This window comes from Halorubrum sp. 2020YC2, assembly GCF_018623055.1.
Taxonomy (GTDB): Archaea; Halobacteriota; Halobacteria; order Halobacteriales; family Haloferacaceae; genus Halorubrum.
In genome coordinates this window covers 2,750,159-2,766,678 of sequence record NZ_CP076019.1, presented here as the reverse complement: position 1 = coordinate 2,766,678, position 16,520 = coordinate 2,750,159, and the positions used below count along the sequence as shown (strand labels likewise).

Sequence of the window (16,520 nt, the reverse complement as noted above, 5' to 3'; positions counted from 1 at the left end):
GATGAGCGACCGCACCCGACCCGACGGCGAGGGGTTCCTCGACGCCGCCGACGAGGCGCTTCGAGGGGCGTACGACCCGCCGATGAGCCTCGCGTCCTACGTCGACCGCGTGCTGGAGCGTCCGACCGCGGCCGCCTCCGGCGCGGGGTACGTCCTCGCGGCCATCGAGTCGCGGGGCACCCGGGAGGTCCGCGAGCGCGGCGAGACGCTCGACCGGTACCGCTTCTTCGACGACCCGGCGAACGGCGGCGAACACGCCGTGCTGGGCAACACCCGCGCGCTCAACGCGTTCGTCGACGACCTCCGCGCGGCCGCGACCGGGCGCGGCAGCGACGAGACAATCGTCTGGATCGACGGCCCGACCGCGACGGGGAAGTCGGAGTTCAAGCGGTGTCTGATCAACGGGCTCCGCGCGTTCTCGAAGACCGACGCCGGCAGGCGGTACACCGTCGAGTGGAACGTGAGCGGGGCCGGGACCGGCGGGGGCGGCGGCGCGGGCGCGGCGTCGCTCTCGTACGGCGACGGCGGCGACGCCGGGGAGTGGTACCGCAGCCCGGTCCAGTCGCACCCGCTGTCGGTGTTCCCCGAGGGGGTCCGGGAGTCGGTCGCGGACGCGGTCGACGACGCGTACCCGATCGCCGCCGACGTGGAGCTGGACCCGTTCAGCCGCGAGGCGTACGACCACTTGGAGTCGGCCTACCGCGAGCGGGGGCGCCGGGACCTGTTCTCGTCGATCACCGACCGCGACCACCTGCGCGTGACGAGCTACGTCGTCGACGTGGGCCGGGGGATCGGCGTCCTCCACGCCGAGGACGACGGGACGCCGAAAGAGCGGCTCGTCGGCTCGTGGATGGGCGGAATGTTACGCGAGCTCGACTCGCGCGGCCGGAAGAACCCGCAGGCGTTCAGCTACGACGGCGTGCTCTCGCAGGGGAACGGCGTCGCCACCGTCGTCGAGGACGCGAGCCAGCACGCCGACCTGCTCCGGCGACTGCTCAACGTCCCCGACGAGCGGCGCGTGAAGCTGGACAAGGGGATCGGGATGGATTTGGACACCCAGCTGATCGTCATCTCGAATCCCGACCTCGACGCGGAGCTAGACCGCCACGCCGAGCGGGGGGACGCCGACCCGCTGAAGGCGCTGAAGCGGCGGCTCTCGAAACACGAGTTCCGCTACCTCACGAACCGCCGGCTGGAGGCGCGGCTGCTCCGCCGGGAGGTGGCGGGCGCGACCGCGGTCGAGGGGGCGAGCGCCGGCACCGACGACCCCGGCGCGACCGACGCGACTGCCGCCGCCGGCGCGGACGGCGGGGACGTCGCCGCGGGCGATCCCGGTGCGGCGCCGCTGTCGGTCGAGGTCCGGGAGTCGGACGGGACGGTCGTCGAGCGCGAGGTCGCGCCTCACGCGGTCGGGGCCGCGGCGCTGTACGCGGTCGTCACGCGGCTCGACGCCGACGACCTGCCGGGCGACCTCGACCTGATCGAGACCGCGGAGCTGTACGAGACCGGGGAGACGCGGCGCGGCGACGACGCGGTCACCGTCGACGACGTCGACCTCGCGGCGGGGGACGGGCGCAACGGGATCCCGGTCACCTACGCCCGGGACGCGCTCGCGGACCTGCTCGCGACGACCGCCGACCGCAGCCACCCCGACCTCCCCGTCGAGCGCGTCGTCACCCCGACGGACGTGCTCGACGCGATGGCCGACGGGCTTGAGGACGCCCCCGTCTTCTCGCGGGCCGAGGCCGCGGAGTTCGCCGGGCGCCGCGACCCGGTCGCGGCGCGGATCCGCGAGCGACAGCGGGAAGACGTGGTCGACGCGGTCCTCGCGGAGGAGACCGTCTCGACCGAGACGGTCGCGGAGTACGTCGAGCACGTGTACGCGTGGGACGAGGGCGAGCCGACGAGGCGCGACCGCGAGGACGAAGCGCCGGACCCGCTCGCGATGAAGGTGTTCGAGACGGAGACGCTCGGGCGGTTCGAGGAGGGCGACTACCGCGGGACCGAGCCGAGCCGCGACGTCGAGCGCTTCCGTCGCGAGCGCGTGATACGGGGGCTCACGCGGTACGCGTGGCGCAACCGCGGCGACGCGTTCAGCGTCGACGACGTCGACCTCCGGGAAGTGCCCGACCTGAAGGCGGTGATCGACGCGAACGACCTCGCAGACGTGAAGCGGCGGTTCCCGGACCTCGACCCCGCGGCGTGGCCCGACCCGCCCGCCGACACCGAGACCGCGCGGGTGAAGGAGGCGACGGTGGCTCGCCTGTGCGAGCGGGGGTACAGCCCCGCCTCCGCGGAGCTGACGACCCGCGCCGTGATGGAGGACGTGCGGGAGGAGTGGCCGGACGTCGACGGGGGGCGCGCCGCCGACGGCGATCCGAACGGCGGCGACCCGAACGGGGGTGAGAGCCCGTGGGACTGACCGAGGACCGCGAGCGGTTCCGGGAGGTGGGCGAGACGCGCCGGGAGGACCTCGCGGAGTTCATCAGCCACGGCAACCTCGGCGGCTCCGGTCCGGACCGGATTCGGATCCCCGTCAAGGTGGTCGACCTCCCCGCCTTCGAGTACGATCAGCGGTCCGCGGGCGGGGTCGGACAGGGCGGCGACGGGCAGCCGCAGCCCGGCCAGCCGGTCGACCCCGAGCCGGGCGACGGCGACGAGGCGGGCGAGCCGGGCGAGGAGGGCGGCGATCACGAGTACTACGAGATGGACCCGGAGGAGTTCGCCCGCGAACTGGACGAGGCGCTCGGCCTCGACCTCGAACCGAAGGGGAAGCGGGTTATCGAGGAGGTGGAGGGCGACTTCACCGACACCGCGCGCGCCGGTCCGCGAGGCACACTCGACGTCGACGAGTTCTTCAAGCGCGGGCTGAAGCGCCACCTCGCGACGGACTTCGACGGCGAGTACGTCCGCGAGGGGCTGTTCGTCGCCGGCGCCGACGTGGACGACGTGTTCGCGTGGGCGCGCGACGGGGGGATCCCCGTCTCGCGGGCGTGGATCGCGGACGCGGCCGCGACGCTCGCGGACGAGGCGGGCGAGCCGGTGGAAGCGCTCGACCGGTGGGAGAGCTTCGACGCGCTCGACGACGCGGTCGACCGCGAGCCGGTCACCCAGCGGATCCGCCGCGAGGGGCTCGACAGCGTCCCCTTCCGCCGGGAGGACGAGCGGTTCCGGCACCCGGAGGTGATCGAGGAGCGCGAGCGCAACGTCGTCGTCGTCAACGTCCGCGACGCCTCGGGCTCGATGCGGGAGACGAAACGCGAACTCGTCGAGCGCGTGTTCACGCCGATGGACTGGTACCTGACCGGAAAGTACGACGCCGCCGAGTTCCGGTACGTCGTCCACGACGCGGAGGCGTGGGAGGTCGACCGCGAGGAGTTCTTCGGGGTCCAGTCGGGCGGCGGGACCCGGATCTCCAGCGCCTACGAACTCGTCGAGGATCTCCTCGAGGAGTACCCGTACAGCGAGTGGAACCGGTACGTGTTCGCCGCCGGCGACTCCGAGAACGCCGGCAGCGACACCAGAGAGCGGGTGGTCCCGCTGATGGAGTCGATCGACGCGAACCTCCACGCGTACGTGGAGACCCAGCCCGGCGACGGCGCGGCCAACGCCCGCCACGCCGACGAGGTCGAGTCCGCGTTCACGGACGCCGACGACGTCGCGGTGGCGCGCGTCTCGGAGCCGGACGACGTGACGGACGCCATCTACGAGATACTCAGCACGGAGGCGTCCGGCGACGGCGACGCGGCTCCCGGCGGGTCCGCGGCCGCCGACGGAGGTGAACGGCGATGAGGGACGAACGCGTCGAGGCGAAACGCGAGGCCGAGACGCTGGACGAGCCGGCCCGCGAGGCGCGAGCGCTGGCCGAGCGGCTGGGACTGGATCCGTACCCGGTGCGGTACTGGGTGGTCGACCACGACCAGATGAACGAGCTGATCGCCTACGGCGGCTTCCAGCGCCGGTACCCCCACTGGCGGTGGGGGATGAACTACGAGCGACAGAAGAAGAAGGACCGCCACGGGCTGGGGAAGGCGTTCGAGATAGTCAACAACGACGACCCGGCCCACGCGTTCCTCCAGGAGTCGAACTCGGTGGCCGACCAGAAGGCCGTGATCACCCACGTGGAGGCGCACGCGGACTTCTTCTCGAACAACGACTGGTTCGGCCTCTACGCCGACCGGGGAGAGGACGGCCCGAACGCCGCGGCGCGGCTGGAGCGCAACGCCGACCGGATCGCGGCGATCGCGAGGCGGGCCGACGTCGACCGCGACGAGGTGGAGCGGCTGATCGACGCCGTGACCGCCTTGGAGGACACGATCGACCAGCACAGCCCGGTCGACGCCGCCCGCTCCGTGGAGGAGCCGGGCGTCGCGGCGGACGTGAGCGACGACGACGCGGACCCGCTCGCGGCGATCGAAGACCGGATCGACGACCTCGACCTCTCCGCGGAGGTGCGCCGCGACGTGTTCGACGACGAGTGGCTCGAAGAGCGCGGGGAGGGAGTCGAACCCGAGGAGCCGCGTCCGGACGTGCTCGCGTTCCTGCGCGACCACGGGAAGCGGTACGACTCCGAGAGCGGGAAGGCGGTCGACCGCGAGCCGTGGGAGACGACCGTCATCGACGCGATCCGCGAGGAGGCGTACTACTTCGCGGGACAGAAGCAGACGAAGGTCATGAACGAGGGGTGGGCGACGTACTGGGAGTCGGTGATGATGGGCGGCGAGGGGTTCGCCGGTCCCGACGAGTTCCTCACGTACGCGGATCACATGTCGCGGGTGCTCGGCTCGCCCGGGCTCAACCCCTACAAGCTCGGGTTCGAGCTGTGGACGCACGTGGAGCTGCGGGCCGCCCGCCGAGAGGTGATCGACAAGCTGCTCCGCGTCGAAGGGGTGACCCCCGAGAACTTCCACTCGCGGATCGACTTAGACGAGGTCGCGGCCCTGCTCGAACCACACCCGGCGATCGCGGGCGCCGGCCCGGCGACGCTGGACGAGCTGGCCGACCTCGCCACCGACGGCGACCCGCGCGTCGACGCCGAGGCGGTCGACCGGGCGCTGTCCGAGAGAAGCGACGACGAAGAGGGGTCCGGCGACGTCGACGTCGAACGGTACCCGTGGAAGCTGCTCACGCGCGAGGGGCTCGCGGAGCGGCACTTCGTCCTCTCGCGGTCGGACCACCGCGGCGCGCTCCGGAACGTCTCCCGGGAAGCGCTCGAAGAGCAGGCGCGGTACCTGTTCGACGTCGACCGGTACGAGACGGTCGGGGCCGCGATCGACGACGTCGACCGCGCGGCCGGCTGGGAGCGCATGTTCGAGGTGCGCGAGAGCCACAACGACGTGACGTTCATCGACGCGTTCCTCACGGACGAGTTCGTCCGCGAGGGGAACTACTTCACCTACGAGTACAGCCGGGCCGCCGAGGAGCACCGCGTCGCCAGCGTCGACGCCGACGACGTGCGCCGGAAGCTGCTCCTCCGGTTCACGAACTTCGGCAAGCCGACGGTCGTCGTGCTGGACGGCAACTTCCGGAACCGGGGCGAGCTCCTCTTGGGCCACCGCTACAACGGGGTCGCGCTCGACGAGGAGCGCGCGAAGGAGACGCTGAAGCGCGTCTTCGAGCTGTGGGGCCGCCCGGTGAACCTCGCGACGGTCCGCGTCGAGTACGACGAGGGCGCCGCCCGGCGCGCCAAGCGCCGGGGCGAGGAGCCGGAGGGCACCGAGGTCGGCGTTCGCTTCCAGTACGACGGGGGCGAGGTGACCGAACACGACCTCGACGACGCGGTCGAAGCGCGCATCGTCGCGGACGAGGTCGACTACGACACGAAGCCCGACGACTGGCTGGCGTGAGGCCGGGGCGCCACCGACCGCGGTCCCGGGGCTCCTGACCGTTCGGATCGACACTTATCAGCGTCGAGCGACAACGATATCCATGGACGCTCCGGAGACGGAGGCGAGCAGTCCCGAGGTCGGGCGGTCGGAACCGACCGCCGAGGAGCCGTCGCTCGCCTTCGCGGAGCGCGACCCGGCGGCCCTCGACGACGCGACCGAACTGTACCTGCTGGACCGCCACGCCGCCGAGGACGGCACCGTCCGGGTCCAGCTGCTCGGGTGGGAGCGGGACGGTGACGTCGTCCGCGTCGCGTACGCGCTCCCGACCGGCGAGCGTCTGCGCGACCGCTACCGCTGGCCGACCGCGGGCCGGTACGACGAGAGCGACTTCCTCGCGCTGGTCCGCGGACTCGGCTACTCCCCGGCCGCCGCCGACCTCGTCGGCGGGGAGTTCGCCAGGGCGCGAAACGAGAACGGCCGCTGGCGGATCGTGACCGGGCGACAGACGAGAGAGGCCGGCGGTGCGCCCGGGAACGGTGGCCCCGCCGAGCGAGCGGGCGACGGCGACGGAGCCGACCGCGACGCCGCCCCGTCGAAGGAGTGTTCCGGACTCCGGCGTCGCGTCCGAGCCGCCGACCCGATGGCGACGGGAAGCATCGCGGTGGCGCTTTTCGCCGCCGCCGTCGGGGTCCCGGCGTCGGTCGCGACGCTGACGGGCGGGCTGTCAGCGGGGGCGACGGCGCTCGGCGGCGCGCTGTTCGTCGCCGCGCTGGCGGCGCTGGGGTTATCGATCGCCGCGGCTCCGTAGAGTAGGGCGACAAGGGCTCGGAAGCCGAGAGGCGGACCTACGAAAGCGACGCGACCAGCTCCGAGGCCGCCTCGACCTCGTCGTCGTTGATCCCGTGCCCCATCCCTTCGTAGATCCGCTCGTCGACGTCCGCGCCGAGCGCCTCCAGCACCGCCGTCGTCTCGTGGACCCGCTCCTCGGGGATGTGCGGATCGACGTCGCTACAGCCGACGAACGCCGGCGTCCCGAAGAGAGGACCCCCGTCGGCGCCCGTGGACCCCTCCGGGCCGGCCGCGGTCGCGTCCGCGAGGTAGTCGTCGACGTCGATCGACTCACCGATCAACCCGCCGCTGAAGACGGCGATACCGCCGTACCGCGTCGGGTTCCGGGCGACGAACTCGCTCGCGAGACAGGCGCCCTGCGAGAAGCCGCCGACGAGGAGGCGATCGCGGTCGATTCCGGACTCGACCGCGCGGTCGACCGCGGCGCCGACCGCTCGAAGCCCGGAGGTGCGGCCCGGCTCGTTGTCCGCGACCGGCGAGAGGAACGAGTTCGGGTACCAGGTGTTGCCGGCGGCCGCCGGCGCGAGTAGTGAGAGACCGGAGGCCTCTCTGGCAGCCGGCGACTCCGCCGGCGAGACTGCGACGTCGCGGTCGCCGGCGAGCTGTTCGCCCAGGTCGACGACGCTCCGCGCGGTCGCGCCGCGCCCGTGAACGAGCACGAGCGCCGCGTCGGCGTCGTCGAGCGGCGTCCCGGCGGTGACGAGCGGCTCGTCGCCGTGCGGGTCGTCGCCGGCGTGCGGGTCCGGGGATCGTCCGGCCATCTCAGACTCCGACCCCGGCGTCGGCGTCCGGCAGGTCGTGTTTGTTCACCGGGAGGCCAAGCTCTTCGAGGGCGCCCTCCATGTGGCGGTCCTGCGCGAAATCCGCGCCGTCCTCCTCGCGGAGGCGCTGCGCGGTCGCGAGCACCTCGCCCTTCCGGTCGGCGGGGATCTCGTACTTGTCGGCCGACAGCTCGATGACCAGCCCGTTGTTGTCCTGCGTGTAAATCGAGTGGAAGATGCCGCGGTCGAACACGTTGTATCCCTTGCCCGCCTCTTCGAGGGCGGCCATGATCTCCTCGTACTCGTCCGGCTCGACGCTGAAACACAGGTGGTGGACGGCGCCCGTGTTGACGCGCTGGCCGCGCGCGGACGCTCGCTCGTCGCTCACAAACACCGTGAGGATCCGGCCGTCACCGGTATCGAAGAAGAGGTGCGTCTGCGAGGGGTCGTCGAGGTTCGGCTGCCGCAACACGAGCGGCATCCCGAGCAGGTCGCGGTAGAAGGCGAGGGTGTCCTCCTCGTTGCTCCCCCAGACCGTGATGTGGTCGGTGCCGCTGGTGTGGAACGGTGCGTCCGGACGCTCCGACGTGACCGGAGCCGGGCTCTCGTCGCTCATACCCGAACGGAGGCGGCCGAGACGTATAAAAACGAGAGGGACGGCACGGTGACCGGCTGACACCGGTGTTATCGGTTGGGCTCCCGTCCAGCGCCGTACTCGGCCCGGAACCGCTCCACGAGCCACCGGGTCGCGCGCTTCCGGTTCCCGTCCGGCACGTAGACGAACGGAATGGGGCTGTCGAACGCGCGGTCGCCGTACAGTCCCCAGTCGCCGGCCGACCGCGTCGTCCCCCCGTAGGCGATCGGGATGTCGGCCAGCTCCGAAGGCTCGTACTCGGGGACGTACGACCGCTCGATCCACACGTCGTGGGCCGCGACGCCTAGTTCGCCGGCGAGTTCGCGTTCGAGACGGTCGTCGCTCGAAACGAGCCACTCCCCGAACGCCTCGCGGTCGACGTCGATCCGGTCCGCGTACGCGATCCGGTGTTTCCAGCAGGTCGTCGGGAACCGGCGTGAGCGATACCGGTCGTACAGCGTCGCAAACGTGGTTTCAGGCCGGTCGCGCGCGAGTCGTCGCAGCCGCTCCGCGACGGTGTTGTCGTCGATCTCGCCGTCGAGGACGCCGTCGATCGTCACCGGCGGCTCGCCGGTCAGCGCGGCCGCCCGCTCGGTGAGGTCGCGAAGGAGCGCGTTCGCGAACACCAACTTGTGGTGCTGGGTCACCCACATGTACAGCGCGATCCGCCCTTCGAGGTAGTTACCGAGCGTCGAAAGCGCCTTCTCCGAGAGCGCCAGCCCCTCGTCGGGGTGCGCGGTGTAGGCGTCGACCATGCGGTCGGTGTCGAAGTTCAACACGTTCGCGCCCGTCATCCAGTTGTCCCGAGAGATGTAATCGAGCCGGTCGACGTCGACCGGCGAATGGAGCAGCTGCGCGCCCAGCCCGTGCTGCCACGGTCCGCCGCGTTCGTACACCAGGCTGTACCCCAAGACGTACGCGCACACCTCCTCCGGGTCGACCGACAACGACCGAAGCGCGTCGTCGAAGCGGTCTAAGATTAGCAAACAGCTCATGAGCTCGTGCGGGCTCGCCTCGCGGAGCGGAGCGTCCCCGACCCCGGCCTCGCGAAGCGACGCAGCGAACCCGCGCTGCGCGAGCCGATCCCGCAGCGCCGCCGGGTCGAGGAAGCGCTCGCAGACGTGCGAGAACGGCGGATGGCCGACGTCGTGGAGCAGGCACGCGCACTCCAGCGTCGACTGGATCTCGTCTAGCGTCTCCGACGACGTCTCCCGGGTGAAGTACGGCTCCTCGCGGAGGTTCTCGAAGACGCGACGCCCGAGGTGGTAGACGCCGAGACTGTGTTCGAACCGCGTGTGGTTGGCCGCCGGATAGACGAGATGCGTCGCAGAGAGCTGTTTGACGTACCTGAGCCGCTGGAACGCCGAGGTGTCGATCACGCGATCGACGACCGGGTCCGAGAGTTCGATGTATCCGTGGACGGGGTCTTTGATCTGTGTGGTCATTAGTTGGTAGCCGAGATCACCGCCAGCCGAACGGGACGACGCCTCCGAAGGCCGAACGAGCGATCGGAAGCGGCACCAATACGGCCGTCACCGACACCGGCGGCGACCGTCACGCGGCGGGCGGCGCTCGCTGAAGAGGGCGCGTCCGCCGCGCGCTCTCCGGTGTCGAAGTCATACCTAGAGTCACGGTCGCGGGAAGTAGTGGCTGTCGGTAGAAGTCCGGGGGGTACCCGATGAGAGGTCAGTACCGCGACGGGATGAACGCCATCCCGGCCAGCATGATCGACGACAGGACCGAGAGGATGAACACGCGCGAGAGACCGCTGTTGTACTGGTTGAACCGGTCTATCTCGGCGGTCTGCGTCTCGTACGCCTCGATGTCCGTCGACATCCGAAGCGTCGAAGTGTCGGGGAAGTGCGCGACGTAGTCCGTACCCTCAATCGTCACTATCGACTCCTGAGCGACTTCGACCGTCTCCGTCTCGGTGGTCTCCCACACGAGGACGGCACCGTCGGCCGTCACCTCGTCGACCGTGACCGTCTGCCCGTCGTACTCAAGCGTCTCACCCGTCGCGTGCGACCGCTCCTCGGGCGCAGGGAAGTACTCGTCGACGGGCACTAACGTCCGCTCACCCGAGTCGTCCGTCACCGCGACGTACTCACCGTCGTCGAGCGTGACCGTCTCGTTTTCCGCGTTCTCGTCGCCTTCGAGGATCGCCTGCCGATCGAGCACCTCAACGAGCGTGAACTCGGTGGCGTTCTCGCCGGTAACCTCGACGCGCCACTCGCGATCGTCAAGCGAAACCGTCGAGTCGTTCGCCCACGTCTCGGAGGTCTCCGCCGTGAACTCGCGTTCGAGCACGCCCGAGATGATCATCTGCCCCTCATCGTTCTCGGTCTCCGAGATGTCGGCCACCACGTACGACTCCCCGTCAACGTCGATCGACTCGCTTTCAGAGACATCGACTTCCGGGTTCTCCAGCGCTATCTCCGGACTATCGGCCGTCGCGGTCAGCGCGCCCGCCACGCCCGCAATGGCGAGGAACAGCGCGACGAACACGGCCACAGCGCGTCGTTGCATGGTTGACGCATTGGTCACCCGGTGTTTAACGGTTACTAAGCGGGGCAGTCTGCGGGCCCGGTGACAGGCCGCTCTCGGGAGAAAGAACGAAAAGCCAAGAGACAGCTTAGGAGTGTCAACTTTAGCTCGTGGATTTACGGTAGATTCACCGTAATTATGTTCAGTCTGCGAGTTTTCGATGGAGGAGGCGCGCTAATTCAGCCTCTGAGAGGTTTTCTGGATCTCGGGCAGCATCGGCTGTGTGACCTCCTCCCCGTGGTAACCGACGGGGCTTCCCACGGTACCGCACCGCTGGGTTGGGATATTTGCTGGTTGACGACTCGTCGGCATGACGAGCCGATGGCGTTCACGAGAACGCTGTTCTCGTGCAGCCCATCAGAAATCTTCGATTTCTGAGGACGGGGCCACACCGCCGTTACTCCTATCCCCCGGCAGGGGGGACTCGGAGTTATCTTGACCGAGACACCACAGCGGTTCGAGAGGGTGTCTCGAACGTTCTGATTCTCGGAGTCCCGATATTGTGCAGTTAGGTGGCGGTGAAACCGCCTCGATGTACGTCATGCTCCGACGTGACACTACATAAATATCCGCATCAGCGTCAGAACGTGGTCTGTAGAGGACTTGTCGGATTCACTCCCGCCGTTTACCGCGGGATTCTCTCCTCGAAGAAAGATAGGTTGGCGGGCTCGCAGACGCACTCGAAAGTCGAGACGCAGCCGAAGAGGTCGTCGTGTGGATCAACCGTGAACACGGCGTCCTCGAGTACAGCGAAGAAACTAATCAGGATTATCGAGTCGCCATTCGAATCTTCGGGAAACGAACCCTCAAGATAGCTGACGATGAGGTGCCGGACTCGCTCGCGTGGGTTCCAACAGACACAAGCAACTCCTACGATCCCTCGCCCACCCGGACGGGTTCGAGGCGGAGTTCACGGACAAGCCCCATCACCAGAAGTCACAGATTTCTGGTTAGCAGCCAGAACTCTTCGAGTTCTGGCGACACCCTCTACGAGCGAAGTCGGTAGACTGAGCGAAGTAGGGTGGGGTTGTTGACGCCGTTTGTTCTATCCTTCGACGTGCCCACGTCGACGAGCGAGGGCTGGGTAGAGGCGTCGACGGACGCCCCTGAGTCGACGCGGGTGGACGACCGGCTCGTGTGATCGGGGTAACTCTTAACATACCAACCTCGTGAGCGCGTCAGTCGCCCTCGATCGCTGCCGACCGCGTGTCACCTGTGGCTCGCGTTGATCTCTCCGATCACGGTTGGTTCCGGCTGCGCTCGACCGCGGCAAGCGCGAGCATTACGAGTGCGACGAGCGCGACTAGCGGCCCAAATCCGGGGACCGCAACGTTGTCTGCCTCGATCGTCGCTGGACTATCCTCCGTCGTGGGCTCGGGTTCACCGTGTGGTTCCTTGGTGGGCGATCCGTCGGTCATCTCGGTCGCCGATTCACTCTGCGACGCTTCCAATTCGGTTTCGGCCTCCAACTGTGCGGTAGCCAGCACGAACGTCGAAAACCCGGGTGTCTCTACAGCGACGGTGACCGTGTCGTTCGTCTCCGCTGTGACACTAACTGTGATCGGGTCGTGGACCGTGCCAGCTGTATCGACGCGGTAGACGACGATGTCTCCGGGAACTATCTCGCTCGCCTCCAAGCCGGTCGCGTTGAGCGTAAACGCCAGCGTTGCGTTCGTCTCGGTCGACTCCCTCGGCGGGGTGATCGAAACGGCGCCGACAACGGTAGCCGACGACTCGATCGTGGGCCGGTCAGGCGCTTCGACGACCGTGACCTGAACCAGCCCATCGACAGGTTCAGCGAAGTCGATCGCGATTTCGTTCAGGGCTGTGTGCTCGAGCGTCTGCGTGTGGACCGTCTCCGCGAGAGGGGAGGTGGCACTGTCACTCCTGCTGCCGCCTCCGTCGCCACCGCCGCTGGAGCCACTCGCATCGCTGGAGCCGCTTTCGTCGTTGGAGTCGTTCTCACCGCCACCGCTTTCGGGATCCGGCTCAGTCGCGCTCGGGTCGTCTGCGCTGGTCTCACGCGTCGGAACGAGGATCTGTGGGTCCAACGGAAGCGCCGCAAGCACAGGATACCCGTCACCGCTCGAGCCCGCCGTCGATTCGTCAACGGTCGCCCACACGCCGTCGCTGAGCGCGTCCATGTTGCCATCGTCGAGTGCGTCATCGCCGGTCATCTGGACCGTAGCGAGTGGGATGCCACCGTCTGAGGACGACTGGTTCGTCGTCTCGACGTTCCAGTAGCTGTCGCTGACGACTCCCGGTGAGCTGAATCTAATACCACCAGACTTGCTCCCGGTGGCGTTGACGAGACCTGTCGCGAACGACCGGTTGACCTGTCCAGTGTCGTCGATGTAGCCAACGAGGCCGCCGACGCGCTCATCGCCACGGATCCCTGCCGTCGGTGCCGCATAGGTGTCCTCGACGGTACCGCCAACAATGCCGATGAGCCCCCCGACCCGCTCGACTCCGGTGACGCCTCCGGTTGCGTACGACGTATTGACCGCCCCCCTGTTCCATCCAACCAGTCCACCGACACTGTTCTCACCGGAGACTGTCCCGGTCGAATTCGAGCGAGCTATCGAAGATTCCGGGCTAGCGAGCCCAACGAGCCCACCGACATTGGTTTCGGTTGCCTCGATATCACCCGAGGCGGTCGACCGCTCGACGGCACTATTCAGGTATCCGACGAGGCCGCCAGCAGAGCTCTCGCGTGCTGAGACGTTTCCTGACGCGCTCGAGCGGCTGATCATAGAGGATTGGCCGGCGAATCCGACGAGTCCACCGACGCTTCTATCCCCTGAGACAGCTCCCGACGCGCTCGACGCTGTGACCGTGCTGTTGGTGAACCCGACGAGGCCGCCGACGCTCTTGGCCGCGTCGACAGCTTTGTTCCTTCCAGAGACAGCTCCCGACGCATTCGAGGAATTGATTACAGAGTCTTGACCAGCGAACCCAACGAGTCCGCCGGCAACCTCAGACGACGTGGCCGAGGTGTCTCCCGACGCACTCGACGCTGTGACCTCGCCATACAGGTACCCGACGAGGCCGCCGACGTAGCCTCCCCCCGAGACGGCTCCCGACGCGTTCGAGTGGTTGATCGCCGAAGGTTTGAACGCATATCCGACGACTCCTCCTGCGATCTCTCCATCCGCGGTGACGTCCACGGAGGCGTGAGCGCGAGTGACAGTTCCCCGACTGACACCCACGAGTCCACCAACATTTCCGTGCCCGGTGACGCTCCCACTCGCATTCACATCCACGAGTTCCCCAGCGGCGTCGTGTCGTCCGACGATAGCGCCAACGTTCGTATATTGATTCGGCTTCGTTCCGGTAATATTCCCCGTCATAGTGACGTTGTGGACCGTGCCGGCGTTGCGGCCAACCAACCCGCCAACTACACGGTTTCCTGTGATGTTCGCGTCGTCGATCACCACTTTTTCGACAGTTGCAGCGTGGTCGAGTTTGCTGAACAGCCCGACGGAATTCTCTGCCGGTCGGTCGATAGTCAGGTTCGAGATGACGTGACCCGCGCCGTCAAACGAGCCGGTGAACGGAGCACTCCTGTCGCCAATGGGTTCGAAGCCATTAGCTCCTGTCACTACTGTATCATATCCTCGCGTCGACTGACTGAGATCCGCCGCAAGTGTGAAATTTGCCCCGAGATTCTCCCGTGTCGCACTAACGTGGTTCCACGTTTCGATCTCGTACGGAGTCGTTTCAGTGCCGTTCCCACCGGCATACAGTGGTTCATTCGGTGCTGGCGTCTGTAGGTTCACAATGAGTGTCGGATAAAACCGGGCGCTGTCGGTATTCGAGGTTGTCGCCCACACGCTGTTGTCGAGTACGTCCATGTTGCCATCGTCGAGTGCGTCATCGCCGGTCATCTGGACCGTAGTGAGTGGGATTCCACCGCCTGAGGACGACTGGTTCGTCGTCTCGGCGTTCCAGTAGCTGTCGCTGACGGCTCCCGGTGAGGGGGGTGTAATACCACCAGACTTGCTCCCGGTGGCGTTGACGAGACCTGTCGCGAACGACCGGTTGACCTGTCCAGTGTCGTCGATGTAGCCAACGAGGCCGCCGACGCGCTCATCGCCACGGATCGCCGCTGTCGGTGCCGCATAGGTGTCCTCGACGGTACCGTCGACAAAGCCGATGAGCCCCCCGACGTACTGGCCTCCGGTGACGCCCCCGGTTGCGTACGACGTACTGACCGCCCCTCTGTTCCGTCCGACCAGTCCCCCGACTCTCTCCTCACCGGAGACTGTCCCGGTCGCATTCGAGCGATTTATGATAGAGTCTTGCTCAGCGTACCCGACGAGTCCACCGACACGGGATGCGGTTGCCTCGATATCACCCGAGGCGGTCGACCGCTCGACGGTACCTTCTAGATATCCGACGAGGCCGCCAGCAAAGCCCAGGGGTGCTGAGACGTTTCCCGACGCACTCGAGCGATTTATCATCGCGGGGGAGCCCGCACTCCCAACGAGTCCACCGACGTACACACGCCCCGAGACAGTTCCCGACGCGGTCGACGCTGTGACCGTGCCGTTAGTGTACCCGACGAGGCCACCGACGCTGTCGTCCGCGCTGACAACTCCCGACGCATTCGAGGAATTGACTACAGAGTCTTGGCCGGCGAATCCGACGAGTCCACCGACGCTGTCGTCCGCGCTGACAACTCCCGACGCACTCGAGGAATTGACTACAGAGTCTTGGCCGGCGAATCCGACGAGCCCCCCGACGTTCTTGACTCCGGTGACGCCTCCGGTTGCGTACGACGTACTGACCGCCTCTCTGTTCCATCCGACCAGTCCACCGACTTTCTCCTCACCGGAGACTGTCCCTGTCGCATTCGAGCGATTTATATTAGAGTCTTGGCCGGCGAATCCGACGAGCCCCCCGACGTTCTTGACTCCGGTGACGCCTCCGGTTGCGTACGACGTACTGACCGCCCCTCTGTTCCATCCGACCACCCCTCCGACATTCTTCATCCCGGTAATCGTACCATTCACTGAACTATCCCTGATAGCTCCAACTGTGGTTCCAGCGATTCCACCGACTTGGTTGTCCGCAGTTATCTCGACACTTGCGTTGCTGTTCTGGATCCTCCCCCGGTTTATTCCGGCGAGTCCTCCGACTCGGACACTGCCGTTTATCGATCCCGATACAGAACTTGCTTCGATCGTGCCACTACCGCGATTATTCCCCACGAGGAGCGCAACTTTGGCCCCACCGTCTTGGTTGCCTTCGACTTCGCCAGTCACAGCCACTGTGCGTACCATTCCTTTGTTATTGCCAACGAGTGCGCCGACGGTGTTATTCGCCGAAATGGTGCTCTCCTCAAGCGTGAGGTTGCTCACCGTCCCAGTACTTTTCACACCGCTGAACAGCCCGACCGGGTTCGAACTGCTGGGTCGGTCGATCGTCAGGGTCGTGATGGTGTGGCCAGCGCCGTCAAACGAGCCGGTGAACGTCGACCCGTTCGCGATCGGCTCGAATCCAGCCCCACCGTTCCACTGGTTTGTCCCACTGGCGTCGATGTCGCCGATCAAGACGTAGTCTTCGCCGAGCCCATTCGCGTCAATACACTGTAGTTGGCTCACATTTTCGACTTCGTTCCATCCGGACCCGTTTTGTGTGTAGCCCACGGTCGAACACTGTGGTGCGGTCTCGGTGGCGACCGCCACACCGACGAACCCACCGCTGACTGCGAGGAGTCCGCCGACCACCGCCACCATTACCAGCAGACCGACGCGACGACGCAGACTCACTGTGCGCCCCACATCGTTCGCTGTCCACGCCGCTCACTCTCGACTGCACCGCGTTCGTACATGTACGAGCGTGAGCGCATGGAGGCATACTTTGGGGGGTTACATATGTCACCACCCGATGCTCACCGAT

At 67.2% G+C, this 16,520-nt stretch carries 9 protein-coding genes; 4 read left to right on the top strand and 5 right to left on the bottom strand.

Translation table 11 applies throughout. The features are described from left to right. The first annotated feature begins 1 nt into the window (after position 1). The 4 genes from KI388_RS13790 to KI388_RS13775 all read left to right on the top strand — a co-directional run bounded on the left by KI388_RS13790 (position 2) and on the right by KI388_RS13775 (position 6,636). Positions 2–2,422 carry a kinase anchor protein gene (locus KI388_RS13790; RefSeq protein WP_215087156.1) on the top strand — a complete coding sequence of 807 codons (2,421 nt, stop codon included), beginning with the start codon at positions 2–4 and terminating at the stop codon, positions 2,420–2,422. Continuing rightward, a complete protein-coding gene (locus KI388_RS13785; protein ID WP_215087155.1) occupies positions 2,413–3,792 on the top strand; it encodes a DUF444 family protein in 1,380 nt (459 codons plus the stop codon). The genes KI388_RS13790 and KI388_RS13785 overlap by 10 nt, the downstream gene beginning before the upstream one ends. After that, complete coding sequence (locus KI388_RS13780) at positions 3,789–5,846, top strand: SpoVR family protein (RefSeq protein WP_215087154.1); 2,058 nt, start codon at positions 3,789–3,791, stop codon at positions 5,844–5,846. Before KI388_RS13785 ends, KI388_RS13780 begins: the two co-directional genes overlap by 4 nt. Before the next feature lie 82 nt (positions 5,847–5,928). Continuing rightward, positions 5,929–6,636 carry a hypothetical protein gene (locus KI388_RS13775; protein WP_215087153.1) on the top strand — a complete coding sequence of 236 codons (708 nt, stop codon included), beginning with the start codon at positions 5,929–5,931 and terminating at the stop codon, positions 6,634–6,636. A gap of 37 nt (positions 6,637–6,673) precedes the next feature. On the opposite strand, the gene KI388_RS13770 is transcribed toward KI388_RS13775, so the two are convergent. The 5 genes from KI388_RS13770 to KI388_RS13750 form a co-directional block, all read right to left on the bottom strand. Then, positions 6,674–7,438, bottom strand: coding sequence for a phospholipase (locus KI388_RS13770; RefSeq protein WP_215087152.1), 765 nt, complete (start codon positions 7,436–7,438; stop codon positions 6,674–6,676). Position 7,439: 1 nt separating this feature from the next. Next, positions 7,440–8,054 carry a VOC family protein gene (locus tag KI388_RS13765; RefSeq protein ID WP_215087151.1) on the bottom strand — a complete coding sequence of 205 codons (615 nt, stop codon included), beginning with the start codon at positions 8,052–8,054 and terminating at the stop codon, positions 7,440–7,442. A 68-nt stretch (positions 8,055–8,122) separates the two neighbouring features. Further along, a complete protein-coding gene (locus tag KI388_RS13760; RefSeq protein WP_215087150.1) occupies positions 8,123–9,517 on the bottom strand; it encodes an HD domain-containing protein in 1,395 nt (464 codons plus the stop codon). Between the two features lie 241 nt (positions 9,518–9,758). Further along, on the bottom strand, positions 9,759–10,583 hold the full coding sequence (locus KI388_RS13755; protein ID WP_215088796.1) for a hypothetical protein: 825 nt from the start codon (positions 10,581–10,583) through the stop codon (positions 9,759–9,761). Positions 10,584–11,854: 1,271 nt separating this feature from the next. Then, positions 11,855–16,357 carry a GLUG motif-containing protein gene (locus KI388_RS13750; protein WP_215087149.1) on the bottom strand — a complete coding sequence of 1,501 codons (4,503 nt, stop codon included), beginning with the start codon at positions 16,355–16,357 and terminating at the stop codon, positions 11,855–11,857. Positions 16,358–16,520: the final 163 nt, after the last annotated feature.

Excerpts from the sequence above, each read along its gene's own strand:
- KI388_RS13790 (WP_215087156.1), top strand. The coding sequence starts at position 2 with ATGAGCGACCGCACCCGACCCGACGGCGAGGGGTTCCTCGACGCCGCC.
- KI388_RS13780 (WP_215087154.1), top strand. The coding sequence starts at position 3,789 with ATGAGGGACGAACGCGTCGAGGCGAAACGCGAGGCCGAGACGCTGGAC.
- KI388_RS13775 (WP_215087153.1), top strand. The coding sequence starts at position 5,929 with ATGGACGCTCCGGAGACGGAGGCGAGCAGTCCCGAGGTCGGGCGGTCG.
- KI388_RS13770 (WP_215087152.1), bottom strand. The coding sequence starts at position 7,438 with ATGGCCGGACGATCCCCGGACCCGCACGCCGGCGACGACCCGCACGGC.
- KI388_RS13765 (WP_215087151.1), bottom strand. The coding sequence starts at position 8,054 with ATGAGCGACGAGAGCCCGGCTCCGGTCACGTCGGAGCGTCCGGACGCA.
- KI388_RS13760 (WP_215087150.1), bottom strand. The coding sequence starts at position 9,517 with ATGACCACACAGATCAAAGACCCCGTCCACGGATACATCGAACTCTCG.
- KI388_RS13750 (WP_215087149.1), bottom strand. The coding sequence starts at position 16,357 with ATGGTGGCGGTGGTCGGCGGACTCCTCGCAGTCAGCGGTGGGTTCGTC.